The sequence below is a fragment of the Rhodococcus sp. 5G237 genome (assembly GCF_053764735.1).
This window is the reverse complement of sequence record NZ_JBSNCD010000016.1, coordinates 1-21,259: the sequence shown is the minus strand read 5'-3', so window position 1 is coordinate 21,259 and position 21,259 is coordinate 1. Positions and strand designations below refer to the sequence as shown.

39 protein-coding genes and 1 tRNA gene are annotated in these 21,259 nt (G+C 61.5%); 2 read left to right on the top strand and 38 right to left on the bottom strand.

Annotation, left to right across the window (positions count from 1 at the left end):
• Positions 1-43 precede the first annotated feature (43 nt).
• The 36 genes from ACWPOC_RS25260 to ACWPOC_RS25085 form a co-directional block, all read right to left on the bottom strand.
• The gene (locus ACWPOC_RS25260) at positions 44-868 is read right to left on the bottom strand and encodes a VG15 protein (protein WP_455409544.1); all 825 of its coding nucleotides are present in this window, start codon (positions 866-868) and stop codon (positions 44-46) included.
• A complete protein-coding gene (locus tag ACWPOC_RS25255) occupies positions 852-2,327 on the bottom strand; it encodes a phage portal protein (RefSeq protein WP_455409543.1) in 1,476 nt (491 codons plus the stop codon). Before ACWPOC_RS25255 ends, ACWPOC_RS25260 begins: the two co-directional genes overlap by 17 nt.
• A complete protein-coding gene (locus tag ACWPOC_RS25250) occupies positions 2,324-3,946 on the bottom strand; it encodes a hypothetical protein (protein WP_455409542.1) in 1,623 nt (540 codons plus the stop codon). Before ACWPOC_RS25250 ends, ACWPOC_RS25255 begins: the two co-directional genes overlap by 4 nt.
• A 38-nt stretch (positions 3,947-3,984) precedes the next feature.
• Positions 3,985-4,434 carry a phage terminase small subunit gene (locus ACWPOC_RS25245; RefSeq protein ID WP_455409541.1) on the bottom strand — a complete coding sequence of 150 codons (450 nt, stop codon included), beginning with the start codon at positions 4,432-4,434 and terminating at the stop codon, positions 3,985-3,987.
• A 130-nt stretch (positions 4,435-4,564) separates the two neighbouring features.
• Positions 4,565-4,723, bottom strand: a complete 159-nt coding sequence (locus tag ACWPOC_RS25240) for an HNH endonuclease (RefSeq protein ID WP_455409568.1) — start codon at positions 4,721-4,723, stop codon at positions 4,565-4,567.
• 1,066 nt (positions 4,724-5,789) lie between these two features.
• Complete coding sequence (locus tag ACWPOC_RS25235; protein ID WP_455409540.1) at positions 5,790-5,954, bottom strand: hypothetical protein; 165 nt, start codon at positions 5,952-5,954, stop codon at positions 5,790-5,792.
• Between the two features lie 187 nt (positions 5,955-6,141).
• Positions 6,142-6,294, bottom strand: coding sequence for a hypothetical protein (locus tag ACWPOC_RS25230; protein WP_455409539.1), 153 nt, complete (start codon positions 6,292-6,294; stop codon positions 6,142-6,144).
• The gene (locus ACWPOC_RS25225) at positions 6,291-6,701 is read right to left on the bottom strand and encodes a hypothetical protein (protein ID WP_455409538.1); all 411 of its coding nucleotides are present in this window, start codon (positions 6,699-6,701) and stop codon (positions 6,291-6,293) included. Before ACWPOC_RS25225 ends, ACWPOC_RS25230 begins: the two co-directional genes overlap by 4 nt.
• Positions 6,698-7,360 (bottom strand): hypothetical protein, encoded by a 663-nt coding sequence (locus ACWPOC_RS25220; RefSeq protein WP_455409537.1) that lies wholly within the window; start codon positions 7,358-7,360, stop codon positions 6,698-6,700. Before ACWPOC_RS25220 ends, ACWPOC_RS25225 begins: the two co-directional genes overlap by 4 nt.
• A gap of 2 nt (positions 7,361-7,362) precedes the next feature.
• Entirely contained in the window at positions 7,363-7,545 is a 183-nt protein-coding gene (locus tag ACWPOC_RS25215; RefSeq protein ID WP_455409536.1) for a hypothetical protein, read from the bottom strand.
• Positions 7,532-7,909 (bottom strand): hypothetical protein, encoded by a 378-nt coding sequence (locus tag ACWPOC_RS25210; protein WP_455409535.1) that lies wholly within the window; start codon positions 7,907-7,909, stop codon positions 7,532-7,534. The genes ACWPOC_RS25215 and ACWPOC_RS25210 overlap by 14 nt, the downstream gene beginning before the upstream one ends.
• On the bottom strand, positions 7,906-8,088 hold the full coding sequence (locus ACWPOC_RS25205) for a YegP family protein (RefSeq protein ID WP_455409534.1): 183 nt from the start codon (positions 8,086-8,088) through the stop codon (positions 7,906-7,908). Before ACWPOC_RS25205 ends, ACWPOC_RS25210 begins: the two co-directional genes overlap by 4 nt.
• Complete coding sequence (locus ACWPOC_RS25200; RefSeq protein WP_455409533.1) at positions 8,085-8,399, bottom strand: hypothetical protein; 315 nt, start codon at positions 8,397-8,399, stop codon at positions 8,085-8,087. The genes ACWPOC_RS25205 and ACWPOC_RS25200 overlap by 4 nt, the downstream gene beginning before the upstream one ends.
• On the bottom strand, positions 8,396-8,635 hold the full coding sequence (locus ACWPOC_RS25195; protein ID WP_455409532.1) for a hypothetical protein: 240 nt from the start codon (positions 8,633-8,635) through the stop codon (positions 8,396-8,398). Before ACWPOC_RS25195 ends, ACWPOC_RS25200 begins: the two co-directional genes overlap by 4 nt.
• A complete protein-coding gene (locus ACWPOC_RS25190) occupies positions 8,632-8,754 on the bottom strand; it encodes a hypothetical protein (RefSeq protein WP_455409531.1) in 123 nt (40 codons plus the stop codon). The genes ACWPOC_RS25195 and ACWPOC_RS25190 overlap by 4 nt, the downstream gene beginning before the upstream one ends.
• Complete coding sequence (locus ACWPOC_RS25185) at positions 8,751-8,966, bottom strand: hypothetical protein (RefSeq protein WP_455409530.1); 216 nt, start codon at positions 8,964-8,966, stop codon at positions 8,751-8,753. The genes ACWPOC_RS25190 and ACWPOC_RS25185 overlap by 4 nt, the downstream gene beginning before the upstream one ends.
• Position 8,967: 1 nt before the next feature.
• Positions 8,968-9,933: a class 1b ribonucleoside-diphosphate reductase subunit beta gene (nrdF, locus tag ACWPOC_RS25180; RefSeq protein ID WP_455409529.1), complete on the bottom strand. Its 966-nt coding sequence runs from the start codon at positions 9,931-9,933 to the stop codon at positions 8,968-8,970.
• Positions 9,930-10,307, bottom strand: a complete 378-nt coding sequence (locus ACWPOC_RS25175; RefSeq protein WP_455409528.1) for a hypothetical protein — start codon at positions 10,305-10,307, stop codon at positions 9,930-9,932. Before ACWPOC_RS25175 ends, nrdF begins: the two co-directional genes overlap by 4 nt.
• A gap of 4 nt (positions 10,308-10,311) precedes the next feature.
• Positions 10,312-11,922 (bottom strand): DnaB-like helicase C-terminal domain-containing protein, encoded by a 1,611-nt coding sequence (locus ACWPOC_RS25170; RefSeq protein ID WP_455409527.1) that lies wholly within the window; start codon positions 11,920-11,922, stop codon positions 10,312-10,314.
• Positions 11,919-12,383 (bottom strand): hypothetical protein, encoded by a 465-nt coding sequence (locus ACWPOC_RS25165; protein WP_455409526.1) that lies wholly within the window; start codon positions 12,381-12,383, stop codon positions 11,919-11,921. The genes ACWPOC_RS25170 and ACWPOC_RS25165 overlap by 4 nt, the downstream gene beginning before the upstream one ends.
• Entirely contained in the window at positions 12,383-13,141 is a 759-nt protein-coding gene (locus ACWPOC_RS25160; RefSeq protein ID WP_455409525.1) for a helix-turn-helix domain-containing protein, read from the bottom strand. The genes ACWPOC_RS25165 and ACWPOC_RS25160 overlap by 1 nt, the downstream gene beginning before the upstream one ends.
• Positions 13,138-13,365 (bottom strand): hypothetical protein, encoded by a 228-nt coding sequence (locus tag ACWPOC_RS25155; protein ID WP_455409524.1) that lies wholly within the window; start codon positions 13,363-13,365, stop codon positions 13,138-13,140. The genes ACWPOC_RS25160 and ACWPOC_RS25155 overlap by 4 nt, the downstream gene beginning before the upstream one ends.
• Before the next feature lie 144 nt (positions 13,366-13,509).
• On the bottom strand, positions 13,510-13,872 hold the full coding sequence (locus ACWPOC_RS25150; protein ID WP_455409523.1) for a hypothetical protein: 363 nt from the start codon (positions 13,870-13,872) through the stop codon (positions 13,510-13,512).
• On the bottom strand, positions 13,869-14,630 hold the full coding sequence (locus ACWPOC_RS25145) for a hypothetical protein (protein WP_455409522.1): 762 nt from the start codon (positions 14,628-14,630) through the stop codon (positions 13,869-13,871). Before ACWPOC_RS25145 ends, ACWPOC_RS25150 begins: the two co-directional genes overlap by 4 nt.
• 188 nt (positions 14,631-14,818) lie before the next feature.
• Positions 14,819-15,163, bottom strand: a complete 345-nt coding sequence (locus ACWPOC_RS25140) for a hypothetical protein (protein WP_455409567.1) — start codon at positions 15,161-15,163, stop codon at positions 14,819-14,821.
• Positions 15,163-15,708 carry a hypothetical protein gene (locus ACWPOC_RS25135; protein ID WP_455409521.1) on the bottom strand — a complete coding sequence of 182 codons (546 nt, stop codon included), beginning with the start codon at positions 15,706-15,708 and terminating at the stop codon, positions 15,163-15,165. Before ACWPOC_RS25135 ends, ACWPOC_RS25140 begins: the two co-directional genes overlap by 1 nt.
• Entirely contained in the window at positions 15,705-16,178 is a 474-nt protein-coding gene (locus ACWPOC_RS25130) for a hypothetical protein (RefSeq protein ID WP_455409520.1), read from the bottom strand. Before ACWPOC_RS25130 ends, ACWPOC_RS25135 begins: the two co-directional genes overlap by 4 nt.
• A 488-nt stretch (positions 16,179-16,666) precedes the next feature.
• A complete protein-coding gene (locus ACWPOC_RS25125; protein ID WP_455409519.1) occupies positions 16,667-17,119 on the bottom strand; it encodes a hypothetical protein in 453 nt (150 codons plus the stop codon).
• Entirely contained in the window at positions 17,116-17,415 is a 300-nt protein-coding gene (locus ACWPOC_RS25120; protein WP_455409518.1) for a hypothetical protein, read from the bottom strand. Before ACWPOC_RS25120 ends, ACWPOC_RS25125 begins: the two co-directional genes overlap by 4 nt.
• The gene (locus tag ACWPOC_RS25115; protein ID WP_455409517.1) at positions 17,412-17,672 is read right to left on the bottom strand and encodes a hypothetical protein; all 261 of its coding nucleotides are present in this window, start codon (positions 17,670-17,672) and stop codon (positions 17,412-17,414) included. The genes ACWPOC_RS25120 and ACWPOC_RS25115 overlap by 4 nt, the downstream gene beginning before the upstream one ends.
• Complete coding sequence (locus ACWPOC_RS25110) at positions 17,669-17,875, bottom strand: hypothetical protein (protein WP_455409516.1); 207 nt, start codon at positions 17,873-17,875, stop codon at positions 17,669-17,671. The genes ACWPOC_RS25115 and ACWPOC_RS25110 overlap by 4 nt, the downstream gene beginning before the upstream one ends.
• Positions 17,872-18,021 carry a hypothetical protein gene (locus ACWPOC_RS25105; protein WP_455409515.1) on the bottom strand — a complete coding sequence of 50 codons (150 nt, stop codon included), beginning with the start codon at positions 18,019-18,021 and terminating at the stop codon, positions 17,872-17,874. The genes ACWPOC_RS25110 and ACWPOC_RS25105 overlap by 4 nt, the downstream gene beginning before the upstream one ends.
• 155 nt (positions 18,022-18,176) lie before the next feature.
• Positions 18,177-18,365 (bottom strand): hypothetical protein, encoded by a 189-nt coding sequence (locus tag ACWPOC_RS25100; protein ID WP_455409514.1) that lies wholly within the window; start codon positions 18,363-18,365, stop codon positions 18,177-18,179.
• On the bottom strand, positions 18,362-18,556 hold the full coding sequence (locus ACWPOC_RS25095) for a helix-turn-helix domain-containing protein (RefSeq protein WP_455409513.1): 195 nt from the start codon (positions 18,554-18,556) through the stop codon (positions 18,362-18,364). Before ACWPOC_RS25095 ends, ACWPOC_RS25100 begins: the two co-directional genes overlap by 4 nt.
• Positions 18,553-18,744, bottom strand: coding sequence for a hypothetical protein (locus tag ACWPOC_RS25090; protein WP_455409512.1), 192 nt, complete (start codon positions 18,742-18,744; stop codon positions 18,553-18,555). The genes ACWPOC_RS25095 and ACWPOC_RS25090 overlap by 4 nt, the downstream gene beginning before the upstream one ends.
• Positions 18,745-18,804: 60 nt before the next feature.
• Positions 18,805-19,029 carry a helix-turn-helix transcriptional regulator gene (locus tag ACWPOC_RS25085; protein ID WP_455409511.1) on the bottom strand — a complete coding sequence of 75 codons (225 nt, stop codon included), beginning with the start codon at positions 19,027-19,029 and terminating at the stop codon, positions 18,805-18,807.
• A 151-nt stretch (positions 19,030-19,180) separates the two neighbouring features.
• Between ACWPOC_RS25085 and ACWPOC_RS25080 the strand changes: the two genes are divergently transcribed.
• Positions 19,181-19,453 (top strand): helix-turn-helix domain-containing protein, encoded by a 273-nt coding sequence (locus tag ACWPOC_RS25080; RefSeq protein ID WP_455409510.1) that lies wholly within the window; start codon positions 19,181-19,183, stop codon positions 19,451-19,453.
• A gap of 56 nt (positions 19,454-19,509) precedes the next feature.
• On the opposite strand, the gene ACWPOC_RS25075 is transcribed toward ACWPOC_RS25080, so the two are convergent.
• Positions 19,510-19,680: a hypothetical protein gene (locus ACWPOC_RS25075; protein ID WP_455409509.1), complete on the bottom strand. Its 171-nt coding sequence runs from the start codon at positions 19,678-19,680 to the stop codon at positions 19,510-19,512.
• 146 nt (positions 19,681-19,826) lie between these two features.
• On the opposite strand from ACWPOC_RS25075, the gene ACWPOC_RS25070 reads away from it, so the two are divergent.
• The gene (locus tag ACWPOC_RS25070) at positions 19,827-21,011 is read left to right on the top strand and encodes a site-specific integrase (protein ID WP_455409508.1); all 1,185 of its coding nucleotides are present in this window, start codon (positions 19,827-19,829) and stop codon (positions 21,009-21,011) included.
• A 90-nt stretch (positions 21,012-21,101) separates the two neighbouring features.
• On the opposite strand, the gene ACWPOC_RS25065 is transcribed toward ACWPOC_RS25070, so the two are convergent.
• Positions 21,102-21,167: transfer RNA gene (locus ACWPOC_RS25065), tRNA-Leu, on the bottom strand.
• Between the last annotated feature and the right edge of the window lie 92 nt (positions 21,168-21,259).

Genomic DNA, 21,259 nt, shown 5'->3' with positions numbered 1-21,259 from the left:
GACTCCCGTTTCGGGTTGATCCCATCCGTTGCGGCTGGGGAAGTTACTTCTTCTCGAGCTGACGCCAAGCAGCCATGATGTCCTTCACATTGCCGGCGCCAGCACGACTCCCGGACGCAGCCCGGGACGCTTCCTTGTACTCCTCCTCGAAACGGAGGACATGATCCGGCGGCTCATACTCCCGACCGGGACGAACCGCCACCACACGACAATCACAGTTGTCGTGATACGACTCGCCGAGCTTCCGCGTACCACGCGTGCGCTTACCGCCCGCCATGAACCGACCTGCCGAACGAGTCTCCCCGCGGGCACGCGCACGACGCTCCGACAGCGACATCTCTTTGCCGCGACCGACCACCTTGATCGCAGCGTCAGCCGACGAATAGTAGGTGCCCGATGCTGTAGCGCGAGTGGACAGCATCTTGCAGAACGGGCACGCCATCGGGCCCGCTTCGCGAACCCACCGGGCACCGCCCTCAGCATCCGCATTGAAGATCATCGTCTCCCGGTCAGCATCCCAAATGTGACGCTGCAACGAACCCGACAGCTTCGACAACGCCGCCCGCGGATCGTCGACACCATCACCAGAACCCAACGCCCACGCCGCCGACTCCCGATACACCTCGAGAGCAACAGAAGGCGGAACCACCGGAACATACTTGAGTTCCGGCGCCGCCTCCTGATACCAGATCGCCGACACCTCAGCCGTCATCGTCGCGTACTGAGTAGCCAACTCCGGGAACGTATCCAGAATGAACGCGAACGGATCCCCCGACTCCGACGCCAACTGCCACAACGCTTGCAGATCAATCCCGGCGAGACGCGTCAACTCCTCGAGGATCGCGTACTGCTCAGCCGACGACGCCACCGGTCGCCTCTACTGGCTTCTCCGGCAAACCATCCTCCACCGGAGTCTCCCCCGCGGGCGCGCCCGCAGGCGCCTGTGCGCGCTCCTGCAAAGTCTGCACCAACGACGACATCATCGACTTCCGCCGATCCGCCGCAATCTGCTTCTGCTCCTGCAACGAGAACCCGAGACGATCCAACGTCACCGACGAATCCGCCGGCAGAATCCCCGCAGTCACCAACTGCATCGCCTCAGCCGCAGCCTCAGCCCGCGACGGAGTCATCGGAGACCGCCACTTCGGCTGCAAATCCAACAGCTCCTCGGGGACCTCATCGTCCGACCAGCCGTTCAACATCTGCACACCGCGCAGCATTGTGCGCCGCCACGCCGGGGACCACCCATCCGTGACACCCTCAGCCTCACGAATCAGATCATCGCGGCCCGCGTTGTAGGCACCCTCCGACGTCGGGTTCGCCTCCGCCGAGATACCCAATGAGTCCAGCGGAATCGAGGTTTCGCCGGCGAACAACTGAGCCAACGCCCGCAGCTGATCCATGTGCGGTTGCTGCGTCGCCGCCGCGAACGACTGAATCTGCGGAAGATCGCCGTCCTCATCCTTACCGATCGCCCAGATCTGCGTCAGAATCGACTGCCACTTCGACCGCATATTGCCGTCCGCATCCTGGAACGCCGACTCATCCGCACCCAACAGGACACGCTGAGGAACCGAGTACAGCTCCGCCGACACCTCAGAGCGGATCACCGTACGGATCGCCATATCGTGCAGCGACATCACCGCACGAGAAATCCGCGACGAACCGAACGGGCGCGCCAGCCGCGGCTGATACACCACAGGCTCCACCGGCACACCGAAAGAATGATCCTGCCGATCCACCTCCCACCGGCCCGAATCCTTCCGCATCAGCACATTCAGGTTCGGCAGATACAGCACCATCTCCGTGGGCTTGCCGTCACCGTCCGTGTCGATCACCGACAGGAACGACGACAAGCGCCGGCCCCGCCGATCCCACACACCCGTGCCCGTGAGAGCGTCCTTCGCGGTGATGACCACCTCAGGTTCACCCAGATCACGGTCACCCTGCGTCGCAATCAGGAACGCCGTCGCATGAATCAACGACGACACACCCACCTGCTGCGACTCGAGGTCGAGGTAGTTGTCCCGCCACAGTTCATCGATGCCGAAGTCGGACAGTTCCGCATCCGGCAGCGAAAAGCCATCGAGGACACACCGACGATTCAGGACATCCACTGACTTCGCCGACCACCCCAGCACCGTTGCAACGCGACGAAAGTTCGGAGGCACCGAGATCCCCAGATCCCGCACCGCGTTCTTGCCGTCGTAGTACGCAGCCCGCAGACGGTTCCGCGGCAGCTTCGCCCGAAGCTGCTCGAGCAACAGGTTCACTTCCCGCTGCTCATCATCCTCAAGATCCGGGATGGTGACCGATTCCAAACTCACGACAGCATCACCACCCTTCTCGGCTTCTTTCGTCCATATCCCTGCGTGAGCGCATCCGTACGCGCCTTCCAAGCCATGACCGCCGCATACGCAGCGTCGATCTTGTCGGGGCTATCCGGGTAAGCCTTGTACAGCAGGTAGCCGCTCTTATTACTCCGCTTACGCGCGTTCAGAACATGCCGCGTCAAAGCCGGTGATCCATCATGCGAACAGTCCCCATTCGCAATCGCAATCCGCAACTGCTCCGTGTAGTGCGACACCCGAGCGTCCTTACCCCGAGGCCACACCGTGATCGGCGCGGTCTGCGTAGCCTTCACCCTCAGCCGCTTCCGGAACGCCGCCTCCCAACGGGCCACATGCTCCGTCCACCCCGACGGATCCGCATAGAACGCGACAACCTTCCAGCGCTCGAAGCACTGACGGACAACCGAGTCCACCTCAAGCGGGTTCGGCATCCATCCCGCGCCCGCGGGGCCGGCAGGTTGCTCCCACACCTTGATCTCGAACAGGTACCCATCAGACACCCGGCAACCGATCAACGCAGTCGCGTCCGCCTTCCCGCGCACACGCCCACGAGAACCGTCAAACCCCAACGTCACCTGATCGTTGGGTTCCAATGCCGCGTCCAAATCCAAGCACGCCGACCACTCAGGCTGAGACACCCACGAGTCAGACGCGTGCGTGATCTGATTCAGGAAGTCCGACCGCGACTGCTGCGGATCCTGCGCCGGATCCCAGATCGTCGAAATCAACCGATCCAAATCCACATGCCCCGAAGCGCACGGAGGATCGTGAATCACGCATCCATCCGGGTGGCCCGAGCTGTCGCCGTACGCCACCCGCAAACCAGTGAGCAACGACTCGCGATCGGACATCTCCGTATCCGCCGGCGCCTCACGATGGTCATACAGCAAACCGTCATCACGAGAGCGTCCAGCCCGGATCGCATCCCAATACGCGGCGGACTCCTCCGCCACCGAACCCTCACCCGGAATGAACGCGTTCGGAGACTCCAACGTCGTACCGCCAACTTTCGCGGCGTTCGCGCGCATCGTGTTCGCCAACCGGATTCCGCCATTACTGGCGACCCACTCCTCCGACTGATCCAGGACAGCGAACACAGCACGCGCACCCTTGATCGTGCGGGCGCTCGACGTGACCTGCTCCATCCGGCCGCGGTTCGGCAAAGCGACGAACGACTCCATCGGCTCCAAGCCACGAACTAGATCATGCACCGGCGCCTCTTCGCGCAACATCTCCAAGACCGGCGCCCACGTATTGCGGGTCTGATCCTCCGACACGGCCGCGAGCTGAACCCAGGGCGTGCGAACTTCCGACCACGGTTTTCCGACAGGCTGACCGTCAGAATCCCATCCGTCGAAAAGCACCGGGCCCAAAGCCTCAGCGCACGCCAACGCAGCTAGCAGCGGAGACTTACCCCAACCTCGAGGTCGCCCGAGCACGCCGCGGTTGAACTTGCGCCGGCCCGTTGCAGGATCCAGCGCATACCACCGCAGGATGAAATCTTCCTGCTCGCGATACGGCACAAACGGCTCATAGTCCGCCCGGTCCGGCGCCGCCAACGCAGCCGAGATCCAGTCCAGGACCTCGTAACCCAACGTCGGAATCTCACCCGGGACGGACGGCTTCCACGGCACTAAACCGCCTTCAACGGACCGCGGCGCTGACGAGACGTACCCGACTTAGGCTTCGCCCGCTTCTCATCAGCCTCGTCCGCAGCCGCAAACTGGATCCGCAGACGCGCCCGATCCTCCGGAGTCGCACCGAATTTCGCCACCCGAAGCCGCAATTCACCAGCAACTTTCACGTCACCCGACCAAAAACGGGCATGAAGAAGCGCCGTATCCAGCAATTCCGACCAGTCATTCGCGGTGAAATCCGCCGCCAACGGCGAATCACCCCACATCTTCCACCACCGCTGTGTCGCCTCAGGCCACGCAAACGGCTCATCCGACCCCGGCAACTGCACCTCAGGCAGCCCCGGTTGAGCAGTCGGATCCGCAGTGATGACGCGCATCGCTACTGGATCCGCATTCCTCCGCGCACGCTTCGACGGGTCCTTCGGTGCCGGCCCTCGTCCTGCCATGAAAGCCACCTCCTCAGGTGTCCTGTAGCGCCCCTCTGGGGATCCCCAGTCCCGTACAGACCTCGACCACGTGTGCCGAAGGTCTGTTCGCCCGGGTGGGGAAGGGGGGTCAGCGAAACCCCCGCGATTTTCAGGCTGGAATTTCGTTCGTGAACGGCCATTGGTCGCGCTTGCGGGAGTTGCACGGTCCACATGCCGGCCTCAGATTGGCGAGCATGTGTGGCCCTCCCTTGTTGATGGGCTTGACGTGGTCGACTGTGCCTTTGCCGTTGAGTTGCTGCCGGCACATCCAGCAGCGGTCTCCGAACATGCTCATTCGGGCTTGCAGTTGGTCGACTGTGAAGGGTGCGATCGTTGCCTCTTTGAGGCGGCTACGCCGGCGCCTTCCGTTCTCTCTGTCGACGTGCTTGCCACGTTCACTCGCATACCAACGTTGCCACTGTGCGCGCTGTTGTGCGATGGCTTGAGAAGTTGACCTCTTAGCTCGTCTGTGCGCTTGCACGCGTGGGTCTGACCAGTATCCGTTTCGCTCCGTGTATGCGCGCATAGCCTTGGAGACAGCTGCTCTGCATACGTCGCATCGGCATCCCTTGCGGTATCGCCCCACCCCATGTGTCTTGGGATAGCAGCGATTGTGCATCGACTGGCCTTCACCCTTGTTGGTTCTGCCGGGGTGCATCGGCTCGCCACACACTGAGCATGGGTACATCTTCTTGCGATCTCTTGCTCGATACCTACATCGAGGAGAGCAATAGAGTTTGACTGTTGATGTCGTTTGGAACGCTTCATCGCATTCATTGCATGTACGCTCGTACACGTCGATCTCCTTGTCAGATCGGCCAAGCCCCGGGAGGATGGCAGTCCTCGCCGGGGTCCTTCATTACTTCAGCCCTGGATGCTTCTCAGGTTGTCTCTTGCTGTTCCTTCTCGTCCTTCCATGCCCTGTGTCATTGCCACGTCTCACGTTGCAACTGAGATGGGATGGGAGGATCTCGCCAAGATTGTCCCCTCCCCTACTGACAGGGATCACATGGTCTGCGCTGAAGCTCATGGGATGGGGCCATTTGAGTGTGCGGTCTATGTAGTCGCCGCAGAGGTGGCATGTATCGGATTTGGCCTTCAGGGCCTTCCGTTTGCGCTTGTATTGGTGATCTTTGGGCCTGTTTGCCATGTCATCGCAGCCCGTGGTTTTTCTCGTGCACCTTAGCTGCTTTGCGGCGGCGTTTGCGGAAGTGTTTGGGGTCGAGGATCCATTGGCTGAGTTTGCTGAGTCCGACCATGGTGTCTCCCGTGGGTTTGTTGCCCCGTGCTGTCACCACCCAAGGAACAGCACGGGGCGTATCCGGCCGAGCTTCTCAGTGAGCGTGCTTCGAGGCCGGACGATTGGCGTTGTAGAGGTCGAGGATGCGGTCGAGTTCGGCTTCGATGACGGTGATTGCTTCATCGTCGTTGTCGAAGCGTGCTCGTCTGAGTCGTGCTCGGAGGTCGGTGAGGCGGTTGTGGTATTCGGTGATGCTCATCGTGTGAGCCTGATGCCGAGGATGGCGAGGATGGTGAGCAGGATGTGGAGCCAGGGTTTGAGGATCATGGTGTGCCCCTTTCCATGCGAAACGCGACTGCCCTGGTGGGGACAGCCGCGTTCACGCGAAGCATATCACAGGTCACTGCCGTAAGGTGTCCATACGGTCACTAGCAACGACTATGTGGTCACTCATGTGCGCTGTTCTGATCGTCCAGCACGATTGGTATGCCGTCGTTCTTGAGCATGTCGATTACTGTAGCCGCATCGTCGCCTGTGATCTTTGTGCGCTTCACTGTGCCTGCGCCCCACAGGGTGATCTCTACATAGTCGTCACTCATGCTTCGCCCTCGCATACGAGCTTGTGCGCCCTCTGGAGGTCTTCCTGATCGTAGTGCGGAATCCATATTCCGCTGTACAGCACCTCACCGCAGTCGGGGCACTGCAAATGCGTCCATCCGAGGTACTGCTCATCGAACGCCTTGAATTGGCACTTCACCATCGTGCGGTTGCGGATGGTGAACTCGCGAAGTCGGCCACTCCATCGCCCCTGCGCTGAATCGACGGTAAGATGCTTCGGCTGCTCGGGATTGTTGACGAGGAACTGTGCGGCGGGGTGAGTGAGCTCGAGTATGACTGCGCCTTCCTCTGAGTCCTGTAGGGCTCCGTTGGGGATGTCGCAGATCAGGTTCCAGTTGTGGTCCCAGATGCGGTTCGGAGTGGATTCGATGCGGGCTGGAAGGTTCATGCGGGGATCTTCCTTCTGCGTGCAGGGTAGGTGAGGTGGGCGGTGAGAACATCGGCGATGCGATACAAGTCCATGCCGTCCGCTGTCATCGCTGGGGTGATCTGCTGATTGTGCCGCAACCGGAGGACACGTTTGACGTTGAGTCCTTGGTAGTGGTCTCCCATTGTGGCTGCGATGTGTGCGATTTGGGTGGCGTTGAGTAGGGCTTCGCCGGCTTCGTAGACGGCTTGCTGGTCGATGGTGGGTGTGTGTTCTTTTGGGCGGTCGGTGGCGCGTCGGGCTTGGCGTACGGCGTACCGGATTTCATCCAACGCCTCATCAGAGCCTTCGGACATGGCGAGGGCGACGTGCCAACGTTTCAGCCATGCCGCGTAGTGCACAGCCGTGGTGGGTGCGGTGTAGTGCATGGCGCGTTGTTCGGTGGTGTGCCGTACCCAGGAGGCGAGGGTGTCGGTGAGGAGGTCAGCGGCTTCCATCGCTTCCACGGAGATGGGGAGTGGTTGTTCGTCGCTGCCGTTGCGGGTTTTCGGGCCCCCACCGGAGAGGCGGTCTTGACGCGTGATCGCGATGGTCAAGTCCTCGATGAGTTCGGGGATCTCGTCGAGGATGGCTACGAGAGCGATCTGATCGTGCCGCGGCATGAAGTAACCGTCACTCATCGCTAGTGCCCCCTGCTGAGAACGTCGTCCACGTACCTGTTGTAGTCCCATTGCAGATCCGCCAGTTTGCGCCGCTCTTCCATGTACGCTTCGCGGCTGATCTCGTTACCTTCGGAGTCGTAGTAGTGCTCGGAGATGAGTTTGCCGTCTTCGGCGTGCACGACCTCGGCTTTACCGATCTTCATGAGCGTCCGCATCGAGAGCGCGCATGGCAGGCGCGATATGAGCAATGATCGACGCGATATCGGCGGCCTCATAGACGAGGAACTTCTGTGAGTCGTCTTCGAAGCATCCTTCGCGCCCGTAGTACGGGTTCACGGGGTAGCTTGTGCCGTTCTCGAGCATGTCGTGTCGGCGGTCCCAGGAGTCTTCAGATCCGGAGGCGTAGGGATCGTCGATGGTTCGGATGAGGAAGTCGTTTTCGGAGTACTTGCCACCGAAGATCATGAGTTGGCCCAGTGTCCCCGTGTAGCTGTCGGTGTTTTCCACTTCGGCGATGAGTGTGCCGGCGGGAAGGGTGAGCAGTTCTGAACGGTTGACGATTCTCATTCGGTTTCCTCCTCTGGAAACAAATCAGGATTGGCAATACGTGCTCCGTGGATGGCGTCGCGGCGGTCGACGTAGGCTTCGCCGCTGTCCGAGATGATTTCGCCGTTGCCGGCTTTGCGGTTCCAGCGCCAAAAACCGGCCTTGTCCTGATACAGCTCGATCTTGTGGAGACGTTTCATGAGGCTTCCTGTTCGTCGAGTTCCAGCAATTTGTTATGCAGGATCCCCCAGGTTTCAGAGATGGACTCCCCGAGTGTGTTGATCTGTTTCTGCATCCTGTGAAGCCCGGTGCGCATCCGGTCCATGGTGACTTGGAGTGTCACGTCGGGAAGTCCGAGGAAGGCCCGTTGCTCGTCGTAGGTGAGCGTGTGCCAGGGGTCGCCCCAGGTGTGCCCGCAGGCGCAACGGTGGCCGCCGATGTGGTGGGCGAGGGCAGTGCACAAGCAGGTGTGCTGGGTGCCGGCGAGTTTGTCGGGGCAGTACGCGGTCATGGCTTGTCTCCGAGGATGAGGTCGAGGGCGTCTGCGGTGTTGTCGTGTGGGAGTGCGTCGTAGGGTCGTCCGATGGTGCGGAGTTCGGCGGCCTGGTCGCGGTTGAGGTGCGCGTACTCGCGCACCCGACGGACGATCGCTCGCAGTTCGTTGTTTTCGTGCATCAGTCCGGCGAGTGCGGTTTCGGCGGTGTCGAGGCGAGCCTGGGCGTCGGCGAGGTCACGGGGCGCGGTCATTCGTCTTCTCCGAGGTGGATGAGGGCGGTGCCGGCCATGTCGCAGATGATGGCGGCGAGGGTGAGCCAGCCTGCGGTGCAGAGGGTGGTGATTCCGGCGATGGTGACGACGGTCTTCATGCTTCGGCCTCTCGCGTTCCCACGTACCAGGAGTCGAGCTTGGCGCGCTCGATGAGGCCGAGGAATCGGGTTGCGTCAAGTTCGTCGCCGTCGGAGGTTGCGGCGTGCCACGACAGGACGGGTTCACCTTCGGGGGTGATGGCTTCGACGATTTCGATGCGGGCGGTGACGAGGCTTCCTTCGGGGAGGAAGTCTTCGGGTCGGTCAGACATGTCAGAAACCCCAATCTTCGTCTTCAGTGATGACTGCTTTTCCGATCACGTAAGACGATCCGGAGCCGGAGAAGAAGTCGTGGTTTTCGTCGGAGTTCGGCGATAGTTGCGCCATGATCGCGGGGTTGACGTCGGTTTCGTCCTTCGGGAACAACGCTTCGTAGCCGAGGTTCATCAAGGCCTTGTTGGCGTTGTAGCGCAGGAACTTTTTTACGTCCTCGGTGAGCCCCACCCGGTCGTAGAGGTCGGCCGTGTAGTGGGTCTCGTTGTCGTACAGCTCGAAGAGCAGTTCGAAGACCCAGTCCTTGAGTTCGTCGCGCTCGGCCTGCGTGATCGTCTCGAGGCCGCGCTGGTACTTGTAGCCGATGTAGTAGCCGTGGACGGCCTCGTCACGGATGATCAGGCGGATCATGTCGGCGGTGTTGGTGAGCTTGGCCCGCGACGACCAGTACATCGGCAGGTAGAAGCCCGAGTAGAACAGGAACGACTCGAGCAGTGTCGAGGCGGCCTTGCGCTTGAGCGGGTCGTCGCCCTTGTAGTAGTCGAGGATGATCTGCGCCTTGCGCTGCAGGTGCTCGTTCTCCTCCGACCACCGGAAGGCGTCGTCGATCTGCCGGGTGGAGCACAGCGTCGAGAAGATTTGTGAGTACGACTTCGCGTGCACCGACTCCATGAACGCGATGTTCGTCAGCACCGCTTCCTCGTGCGGGGTGACCGCATCGGGAATGAGTGAGACCGCACCGACCGTGCCCTGGATGGTGTCGAGGAGTGTCAGGCCCGTGAAGACCCGCATCGTCAGTTCCTGCTCGTACTCGGTGAGCGTGCCCCACGACTGGATGTCGTTGGAGACGGGCACCTTCTCCGGGAGCCAGAAATTGCCGGTGAGACGGTCCCAGACTTCGGCGTCTTTGTCGTCGGGGATGCGGTTCCAGTTGATTGCTCTGGTGAGGCTGGCGGGGATGTTCACTGGCTCTCTTCGGGTCGGTGGTGGGTAATGATCGCGATGAAGTCGGCGAGGGTGCACAGGACGATCTGGTCGAGCGGATTCTGGGTGCCGCGGCGCTTGGCGACGACGATGGAGGCGAGGGCGTCGTCGTTGATGCGCTCTGTTGCCGCCTCGTTGAGCCAGGGGCCGACTTTCAGGGTGCCGCCGTAGTCCTTTAGCTCGGCGACGACTTTCGAGCCGTCTGAGAGCCGTAGACCGGCGATGTCTCCCTTATCGGCTGCCCCGGTCTTTACCCGGCGGTCGATGCGGTCGTCGACGTGTTGGGCGAGTGCGTCGGCGATGAGTCGTTCGAAGCGGGCGCCGGCGGCCTTAGCGGATGCACGAGAACGGGTCACAGGGTCACCGCCCGATCCGTGCATAATGCGCCCGCCACGGCAACGTCACCGTCGACAACGGACCCGTACGATTCTTGCCCGCGATCATCTCCACCTCACCTGTCGGATGGCCTTCCATCGTCGTGTGATGCAGCAGAATCACCACATCGCTGTCCTGCTCGAGCGAACCCGACTCACGAAGCTCCGCGATCGTCGGAGGACGGTTCTCCTTCTGTGCGCCACGGTTCAGCTGACACGCCGAGATCACCGCCACATCCAATTCACGGGAGAGGGTCTTCAAGCCCCACGAGATTTCCGCGATCTGACGTTCCCGGGTAAGGCGTGAGTCAGCCGCCTTCAACAGCTGCACGTAGTCGACTGCCACGAAGTCGAGACCCTGCTGCGACTTCAACTCCCGAGCCTGTGTGCGGATCTGATTGACCGTGATCGACGCCTGGTCGTTGATCCACAACGGCAGATCGGTGGCGCCGTCCGCGTACTCGGCGATCTTCGCGAGGTTATGGGCGTCGATGTTGCGCTTCGTGATCTGCCCATACTCCGCCCGGGCCTGTCCGGCGAGGATGCGGGACATGATCTCGATGCGCCCCATCTCCACCGTGAACAGTGCGCCCTTGTGGCCTTGTTCGGCGGCGTGGGCGGCGATGTTCGTCAACCCGAGGGACTTACCGCCACCGGGGCGACCGGCGATCAGGTAGGAGCGGCCCGGGTGCAGTCCGCCGGCGAGGATCTCGTTCAGCTCATCCCACGGTGTCGGGATGGTGCGGATCTGATCCGGCGGTGCGTCGAACCATTCCCACCATTCGGGGAGGATGTCCCCGAACTTGCGCATCTTCGGGTTCTCTTTGCCTGTGTTGAGGGCGTCGAGTTGCTGGTAGGCGTAGGCGAGGAGTTCGTCCCCGTCGAGGCGTTCCGCGGCTTCGGTGATGCGTGAGAGTGCGGATCGGATCTTCGGGCTTGTCGAGGGCGCTTCGGTGAAGTCGGTGAGGGCGTGTCCCGCGGCGATGTGATCGGCGGCGTCTTTGCCGGTCTTCGGGTGAACGATGCTGACTTGGGCGTGCCCGTCGAGGAGTTCGGTGAGTTGCTGGGCGTGCTTGCGCCCCGGCTCGTCCATGTCCTGAACGATCACCACCGTCTTGCCGTGCAGTGGGGTGAGGTCGAACATGTGGGCTTTGCCGGCGCCCATTGCGGTGCAGCACGCGACCGCCCCGACCGATTCGAGGGCGTGAACGTCTTTTTCGCCTTCGACGATGTACACGGTGTCGGTGGTGGCGCGTACCTTGTCGGCCCGATAGAGCTCGGTGCCTTTTGTGTTGCCGCCCTGGCTGAACTTCTTCTGCGGTGTGCGCCTCACAACGCGCCCATCCCCGTACTGGTACTCCGTGCCCTTCGGGGAGTCGAAAAGATCGGCGAGCGTCAATCCTAGGGCCTCTAGGACCGACTCGGTGGGGTCGGAGTGCGACCAGATGAGGACTTGGTCTCCGATGTCCTTGATGGAGACGGACAGGTCGGCGTCGGAATGACCGGGGGCCTGAGCGGACGCTTTGCCCTGCCCGGTTTCTTTGACGTTGAGGCTCTGGCTGCGGAAGGCGTCGATGACGCGCTGGTAGGCGATCATCCCTCGATCTCCCGCGGACGGTGACGCTGCGACAGGATGGCGCCGACGAGAACGCCCTTGTTCTCGTACACCCACTTACGGCGGGTTTCCTTCAGCCATGCCCGCTCTTCCTGAAGCGTCATGCCCTCCGGCGGGTCGATCTCCGGCCACGGAATGCCCGTGTACTCCTGAATCACCGTTGCGTACGGGTACTCCGCCCACTTCTGCAGGAAGTCCCAAGCGTGCTGATTCGAGGACCACACGGGCTGCTTCTTGCAGTACGCGATGACGTCACCCGGCATGATCGGGAAGGGGTTCTCTTTCTTGTAGTGCTCCGCGACGGCCTGGCTTGCTTCGAGGGGCCACACGTTCTCGTTCTGGAAGCATTCCGCCCAGGCGAGGATGGCGCCATCGCTGTTCTCGATGCGCTTGTCGAGGAACCGGGCCTTCATGAGCACCTTGGTCGCGATCTCGATGGACATCAGTAGAGCTCCTTCTGTGCGCCGTGCTCGAGTTGCGCTGCGAGGCGCTGTCCGCGAGCGAGAATGTCGAGGGCGTCGTCGTCCGCAGACTTACGACTGCTGTAGGACCGGGAGAACTCGGCGGACCTACGGATCCAGTTCCTCCAAGCGGCGTTCCAGTCCTTCATCGTCTTTCCGGTGCTGCGGAAGTGATCGGTGAACTTCTCGTGTTCCGAAGCCATGTCCACGTTGGGGAATCTGGTCTTCATCGAGTCGATCACTTCCCGATCAGGAATCCAGTCGGCGGGGAGGGCGTGCGCACGCTTGCGGGCGCTCGTCTTCTCTTCGATGGTCTTCTGAGAGGAATAGTCTTCTTTGTGTGATGATTCCCCGTCGACGGAAAACCCGTCGACGGAAAACCCGTCATCGGAGGGTGCGGATTCCCCGTCGCCTGAAAATCCGTCAACGGAACATAAGTCCGCAGGGTCACAGAGGATGAAGTTCGTCGAACCGAAACGGTTGTTGTCGTCCCGACCTTGTCGACGCATCAGGTAACCGTGCTCTTCGAGCTCCTGGATGGTCTTCCGGATAGCGTCACGACCTTCCTGGCCGTTGTTGACCAGGCTATTGACGCTAATTTCCCATCCCTCTCGATGCGACAGGAGCTCAAGAAGAAGCCCTCGGGCACGGCGAGTCAGACGTGCATCACGAGCCCACTCATTAGGCATGATCGTGAAGTTGTCTTCGGCACGGCGGATACGTCCGCGGATGATGCTCACGCCACTGCCTCTTCGCCGGCGCGCTTAAGCATCAAACGGACACCAGCTCCTGTAACCCCCAGCGCTTCGCCGATCTCCTCGTACGTTGCACCGTGATCCCGAGCAATGCGGGCGTAGTACAGCTTGTGGTGCCGAATCTCGTGCTGTCGGACGCGGATCGCTTCCAACACTTCGAGCGCGAATTGGCGCTCGGTCGTACTTTTGTCGTCCTCAGCAGGTAACATGAAGTCCTGCCCGCCTTTCAGGTTTGGTCTGAGGTGGCGCCGGGGAGGTTCCGAGTTCCGATCGGAACCTCCCCTTTTTCGTGTCATCTACAACACTTGTTCCAAGCATACCACCGGGTGGTCGAATAAAGCACCCACATGGAGTCAGATAGTGACCGTCTGGTCGACAACACCACCCTGATCCGTCAGCAGCACCCGCACGCCACGCCGCCACACCGGCACATGCGACGCCGGGGAACTGTTGTGCTGCGAAATCAACAGGCCACGCTCACGAGCCACATGCCGAAAACTCTCGATCGCTTGATGGCAAGGTGCGCAAATCGCTACGAGGTTCGCCGGCGAGTTGATGTCTGCCTTGCGGGAGCCGCCCATTCCTCGAGCGCGCCTGTGATGTAGCTGCTCCACCCGACCGTTGCAGTCCTCCACAAACACCGCCTCACACACCCCGCCGGCGCGGGCAGACACAAGATCCGCCTGCGCCGACGAAGGGCCAGTCTTGCGACTCACGCTGCACCGTCCACAAAACACCCGCACCCGCCGAAGTCCGTCGAATCGAACAGCGACGGCTGCACCTCCAACTCCTCCCGGAACTGGCGCATCGTCACCGGCGTCGGCACACCCGACTCGGTGCGTTTCAGGATCGTCACATCCTTGCCCAGATGCTCCCGAAGCTCCTGCTCCTTACCCTCATGGAACCGGTAACGTTCCGGGTTCGTTCGCAGCAGCCATTCGAAGTGCGCCTGCCCTGCTCGCACACAAAACCCGCCGCAGTTGTTGTGGTTCGCACCAAGCTTGTACAGGCGTGGCACCTCGATTCCCTCCGCCTCGCACGCCGCGAACAGATCTTCCCGATCAAAGAACGGAGGCTGCGTCAACGGTGCTTCCGCCCGATACGGCTTGTATGCGTTCACGATCGCCGGCAGTCGATGCGACTCCGACCAGTCGATGCCCACATAAACCACCGTGTCCGCAGGGTCGCAGTTGTCCTCGAGCCACTTCCGACAGGGACGTTGCTTCAGGAACTTCGAGCAGTTCGCGAGACGACTGTTTCCGAGGAACCGGTCATCCTTGAAGACCTCCCATATGTCGCGTCCTTCATTGACGATGACGAGTTCTCCGCCGACGTTCGCCGCAGCCTCCTCGATGAACCGGTAGGTGTCCTCGTCTTCCCCTACATGCGGGGAACTGTGGGCTCCTCCGACATCGGCGAAGAGGAGGGTGAGGTTACGGGTGCCATTCTGCTCTGCGACTCGTTTCGCGGTCATCCAGGATCCGAGACCGCCGGAGAACATCACTACGTGCCTCATACGCCCTCACCCCTGCCGGCGACCTGATACACACACTGCCCGCCGGCCCGAGCCGCAACCATGTCCGCCTGAACCTTCGACGGCCCCGTCCTACGCGACATCCCACACCCCCAAGTTAGCGGATTTCCCTTCCGCCACTTCATGATTCATGATTCACCCCGACCAGCAACGCCGTACATGCCCCGCACCGACGCCCCCACCGATTGCAGAGCTCGCAACTCGGCTTCGAGGGCCTTGGCTTGCCTGTCTGCGTAGCGGTACGTCGCATCCGCCAAATCACGGGCCTCACGCTCACCTGACGTCGCCAACTCCGCGATGTACTTGCGCTCATGCGCCGCCCCATCCGCCTCGATATACGCCCGAGCGAACGCCTGGTCATACACCCGATCAGCTTCGAGGAACGCGGAGTAGGCGTTGGAGCAGACGGTGACGCCCTTCGCGATGCGGTTTGAGCAGTCACGGATCGCCTGTTCGATCGCTACAGGGTTCATCACTTACCCCGCTCATAGAAGGCGTGCAGGGCGTTGATCGCCTCGACGTCCGTGGACTGTCCCAGATTGCCGTGACCGTCTTCAGCGAACTTCGCCGCAGCATCCTTCGGGCTGATGTTCCGGCCCTTCAGAAGCGTCAGGAGGCGCGTACGGGCAGCGTCCGCAGGGGAAGGTGGAACCTCACGCTCAGCTTGCCGGTTACGCACCTCCTCCGCCGATGCAATGCCCTTCTTCGTGTCCGCGGCCAGAGCCGCCACAATCGCACGACCCCACGCCGACGTCTCCGCGTTCTGCAACTCCGAACCACGCGTGTACGGCGTCTTGCCGGGGAACAGCTCGTAGGCCATGCCGATGCCCGGGCGGGAGTCCTCAGCGGTGCGGTAGGCGGCAGCGACGACGACGATGTACGTTTGCCCGCCGATCTCCTCGATGCTGTACGGCTTGTCGATCACTGCCGGCTGCAACGAGCCTTCCGGGTACTTCTCACGGAACTCGACGAGTCGGGTGGCGACGTCGATGTAATCGGTCGCGAACTTCTGGCTCATTTGATGTCTCCGATCTCGAGGAGTGTGGTGAACGACAACTCGCCACGCTCAGCCATCCCCCGCACCAACTCCACAACGTTCTTCGCCGGCACAAACCGCGGCGTAGCAGGACGCGGCTCCGGAGTGACGACCGTGACACCCGGAACTGGGCCCTTCTGAAGGCGGGCTTCTAGCGACTTTCGACCCTGCTCCGTCAACTGCACCCGAGTTTCGATGACGTCTTCACCGAACTCGTCGACCATCCACGCGAACGTTTCCGCCTCGTCGACGATCTGAATCTGCGGCTTCGGCTGCGACGGCTTCGGGATGGACGCATACCCGAGTTCCTGATCGCCGGTGAAGGCGTACACCGTGCCCCGCGACAACTGGGATTGCAGAGCGTCCTTCGCGGTGCGCTTCGCATCCGCCAGCAACTTCTCCATCGCCGTGATCGCAGCGAGGTCCCTCACGATCTGCTCGACATCACTCATGGCTGATCGCCTCCGCATCCCGTACAGCCGCAGCCTCACGGTGGTCCCGCGGGTCGTAGTGGTCGTTGGGTAGGCACATGCGTCCGCACGGGGCCTGACGGATCGCGTTACATGCGTTGCATTCCCACACGTTCATCGACGTGCCTCCGCAACCGCTGCGAGGATCGCCTTCGCGTACTCCTCAGCCGCAACCGGCGACCACGTCACCCGAGTCTGCACAGTGTCGTCATACGACCACTCCAAAACGATCCGACCATCCCACGGATCCAGATCCACAACCCCCACGTTGTGACCATCGTGGAACTTCCGAACTTCACTCACGCTCTTCTCCTCACAGCAATCAACGCAACGAACAGGGGCCTTACAGCAATGCCGTCCGGGGGTGCGATCGTCATCCCGACCACACCCCCCCTCGTGCTGCGGGAAGCCAGGGATAGTGCCAGCACACGAACACTCCCGAAGAGACGGATGACGCTTCCCATACGGAGTCACGACCCGAACACCGCCTTATGACACGGCCTGCAATAACCCTTGCCGTAATGCGGCGTCGTATCCGGCTCATCCTTCGACGTCCGCGAACGCCCACACAACTTCCGCTCACACCGCCGACACGACTCCGGACGACGGAACTTACGCATCGTGTCCTTCGGATCCTGACCGCGCTTCTTCCGCTTCCAACACGACGCACAAATCCCCGGCGACGCCTGCGCCACCGTGTTCGGGAAATCCGCCAACGTCGAACGGCCCGGACGGAACGCACGCTCACAAAACTTGCAGCACCCGAACTCCGCCTTCTTCTTCGGCTTCCGCTTCAACGGCTCCAACAACTCCGCGATCTTCGGGTCGAACTGAAGCGGCGTGCGCGGCTGAGCACTGATCCACGCATCCAACTCGGCGGAGTCCTTCGCCGTCCACTCCTCGATGGTGTAGTCGATGCTCATGCGTTCTCCTGGGCGTCGAAGAGACGAACCAACGTGTCGATGCGCCGGCGCCCGAGTTCCTTCTCGATGCGTTCCTGAAGTTCGATGGGGCTGTTCAGGTACATTTCGGCGAGGAGCATCTTCGGCACGTTGATTGCTTTAGTGCGGGTCGGGACCTGAACTCCGCCTCGTGCACGCCATTCGCGTTGGTATTCGCGGCGTGCTGTCTTGCAGGGTTCGCAGGTGGTGGTGCGTTCGCGGAGGTGCCGCTCGTATCCGGAGACGGTGCCGCACAGGGTGGATTCGGTGGTGGTCACAGGAGCCGCCCGTTCCACTGCGCTTTGCTGTAGCAAGTACGGCACATTCCGCGGGCCTGATGGATAGCGGTGCCGGGAGTCTCCGGAGCATGACGGGTGCGGAGAGTGATACCGCATGTCTCGCAGTGGGTCGGGCGTCCCCCAAGCTTCTGCTTGGGCGGCTCGTTGCGTTCACGTTCGGCCAGGATCGCGGCGTCGAGAGCGTCCGAATCGGCTTCGGTCCACTCCGCCAGGTCCCAGGTGAAGTCGATGCTCATGCCCACGGACCTTTCGGTTCGGTGAACTCGTCGGCTTCGCTCATGGCGGCGACGGTTCGGAGGTTGATGGCGATGCGGGATGCGATCTCCGCCTGGTGGAGTCGGGACTCGCGATGCTTGTAGCCCTCCTTCGATTCGGTGAGGAGGTCGCGGGCGATCTCAGTGGCGATGTCCGCTGCGAACCGTGCGAGGCCGGCGTTCATGCGGGCACCGCCGCCAAGTAGATGACGATTCCTGCGACGATGGTGAACAGTCCCAGAGTGAACGCAACCAGCCAATCCATTCCGGGTGCGTCCTGCGCGGTGATGAGCTCCCCGCGATCCACTTCCATTACCTTCAGCTTGCTCATGTTGTTCCCTTTGGGGTGGTGTCCGGTGGCCCCGCATCCCCTAACGGGGCCACCGGAAGACTGTTATTCGGAAGGTTCGAACCAGGCGGTGATCTCGGCGGCGATCAACCACCACGTGATCGCCTTCAGGAGGGCGCGATATTCAGCGGTCCACATCAGAGGTCACCGCCGAACAGCAAGCCGCCGAAGAATCCGATGGCAGGCAGGATCACGAGCCACCACAGGGACGGGTCCAAGGCTTCCCAGAGGACGCCCATCAGGATCACGCCGATCAGGACGAGGAGTGTAAGTCCGATGGCGAATACGGCTCCCCGGATCGCGTTGTCCGGCTTCTGCCTGCTCACGATGCGACCTGCTCATGTTCGGTGATGAACCGTTCGAGCTCGGCGCGGGTGACCTTCCGGCCCTTCCCGATCTGCACGAAGCGGAGGTGGCTTGCAGCCCACAGTTCACGGATGGTGGTGGCGGACACTCCGAGGAGTTCGGCGGCTTCGTTGGCGTTCAGCAGCATCTTCGGACCGACAGTGGTGTTCACGCCGACACCACCAGACGCGAAGTCTCAACCGCGAGCCGCAACGACCCCAAACCATCGTCATACTCACTGTCACCGTCGATCTCCACCAACGCGAGGTGAGCACCATCAACACCTACGAAGTAGCTGACGATGGAAATCGCCTCGTATCCGTCGAGTCGGAGTCGGTTGTGTATGATCTGATCGGACATTGGATCTCTCATTTCTGTGTCGAGCCCGTTGGATGTGTGGCGCATCTGGCGGGCTTCCTTTTATTCGAAGAGGTCGGCGACCGAAATATCGAAGTGGTGCGCCAGGATCAACAGTTCGTTGACCGTGAAACCTCGTTTGCCGGTGAGCCGGCGGTGAACAGTCATGCGTGAAATGCCGAGAATTTCGGCGAGTTTCACTTGACTGATTTCGCGTTCTCTGAGGAGTTCGCGAACGTTCTCGAGGTGGTCGCCGGTGTCGCCCGGCGGTGCGTCATGGTTTCCCATACAGAGGATCGTAGTGACCGTTTGGGTACATTGCAACTAGATCACGAGAACAGTCTTTAGGTCTGTTTTGTCTGTGATTTGCGACTCTGCGGGCGCTGGAATTATCCCGAGGGGCTAGCGCTGTACCAAATCGGTTGCTAATGTGTCCCGCATGGATACATCAGGCTCCATTACCGAGGCGCAACGACTCGCAGCCCGCAAGGCAGTCGGAGAGGAAATCCGCGCCCGCCGCGCCCGCCTACGCCTCAGCCAACAAGCACTCGCCGAACAAACCGGAATGTCCAAGCAGACCATCTTCCGGCTCGAAAAAGGTGAGCGCGACCTTGATGTCCCCCAAGCCATCGCCCTCGCAGCCGTCTTCGGAACCAACTTCGGTGAGTTCACGAACGCCATCTACACAGCGATGTCCAAAGTCAATCACTGACCGCAGACACGAAAAAGCCCGCACACCTCACTGGCGTGCGGGCCTTCGTTGTCGAACTAGGCGGCGTTCACGTCATCCGCCCGAATCAACTGTGATGGATCCAACCCCAAATCGCTGAACGCCACGAGGAAATGCGTGACCGTCATGCCTTCACACAATCGTTCGGCTTCTTCGTCGTCCGGGTACATACAGTCGGCGCAGAGCTCGATTCGGTTGGTGGCGGTCATGAACTTGCGACATAGCATGAGACGGTTCCTCCCCTGTAAATCTACTTACTCAGCAGATCGTGACGTTACCAAGAACGTAACCGTTTGGTGACTGTTGTCACGCTATGTGGCACCAGAATCGACCGATAAGAGGCAAAGGGGACATCATGCGCCGGCAACTCCCACCCCAAATCAAAAAGATCGAACTCGACCGCACCGAACGCGGCAAGCCAGTCGTCCGCTACCAGCTCACCGTCGACATCGGCGTCGACCCCGACACCGGCAAACGCAAACAACTCCGCCGGCGCTTCCCAACCGAATCCGTAGCCCGCGACGAACTCGCCCGCATCCAAGCCACCGTCAAATCCGGCCAGTACATCCACGACCGGGGCGTCACCGTGACAGAAGTGATCGACCACTACCTCACTTCCAAACACGCATTGAAGCCGTCCACAGCAGCTGGATACAAGGTGTCCCTCGCCCCCATCCGGCAGGTACTCGGAGACCTCCCCATCCAGAAGCTCACCCGCCGCCACTTGGATGAGCTCATCGCCACGTTGCGCGCCGGCGGACTCCCCACCGATGCCGGGAAGCCCCGCAAGCCATGGTCCGCCCGCAGCGTGAACCAGATGCTCACCGTGTTCACCGCGGCACTCGATGGGCTGGTGAAGGAAGGGCACCTCGTGCGCAACGTCGCAGCCCTGATCGACAAGCTCCCCGACGAACGTGAAGAGACCGAGACGTGGTCCGAGACCGAGGTGGAACAGTTCCTCCTCGAGATCCGTGACGACCCGTACGCCCACGCCTGGTACCTCGCCCTCTCAGGACTCCGCCGCGGCGAGATCTGCGGTCTACGGTGGGATGACATCGACCTCGACGCGAAAACCCTCACCATCGAACGTGCCCGGGTGTCGTTCGGTGTGACGACCGTGGAAGGCTCCACGAAGTCCAAGAGGTCCCGCCGTACCCTTCCCCTGCCCGACGATCTCGCCCGACAGTTGAGGGCTGCTCGTGCGCGTCAGGCGTCGGATCGGATGCTGCTCGGCGAAGCGTGGAAGGATTCGGGGTATGTGATCGTCGACCAGGCCGGCAATCCGTTGTCGCCGGGTGCGTTGTCGGCGCGGTGGGTTCACGCTGTGCAGCGAGCGAAGGTGCGACCTATCCGGTTGCACGATGCCCGCCACACCTGCGCCACCCTCATGCACTTGCGTGGTGTGCCGATCGCGGTGATCGCCGCATGGTTGGGTCATGCGTCGGCGGCGTTCACCCTGTCGCGGTACGCCCACTCGCAGGATCCGGCGATGGTTGCAGCGGCGCAGTTGTCACCGGTGTCACGGGCGGTTCAGGACTAGGTCTGCGCGAGTTGTCCCCACGATGTGACAATCTGTGACAACTTTCGGTTACACCACCCGCAGGAAGGACCAAAAACCCCCTCTGACCAGTGCCCCTAGTCGGATTCGAACCGACACTCATCGGATTTTAAGTCCGTTCGATACCCGTCGTGTGGCATCGTGCGATGCCTTGACCTGGGGTTTTGTGTCGTGTGGCGCCGTGTGAACCCCGTTGATGTGGCGTGAGTTGTGACAACTGTGTGACAACT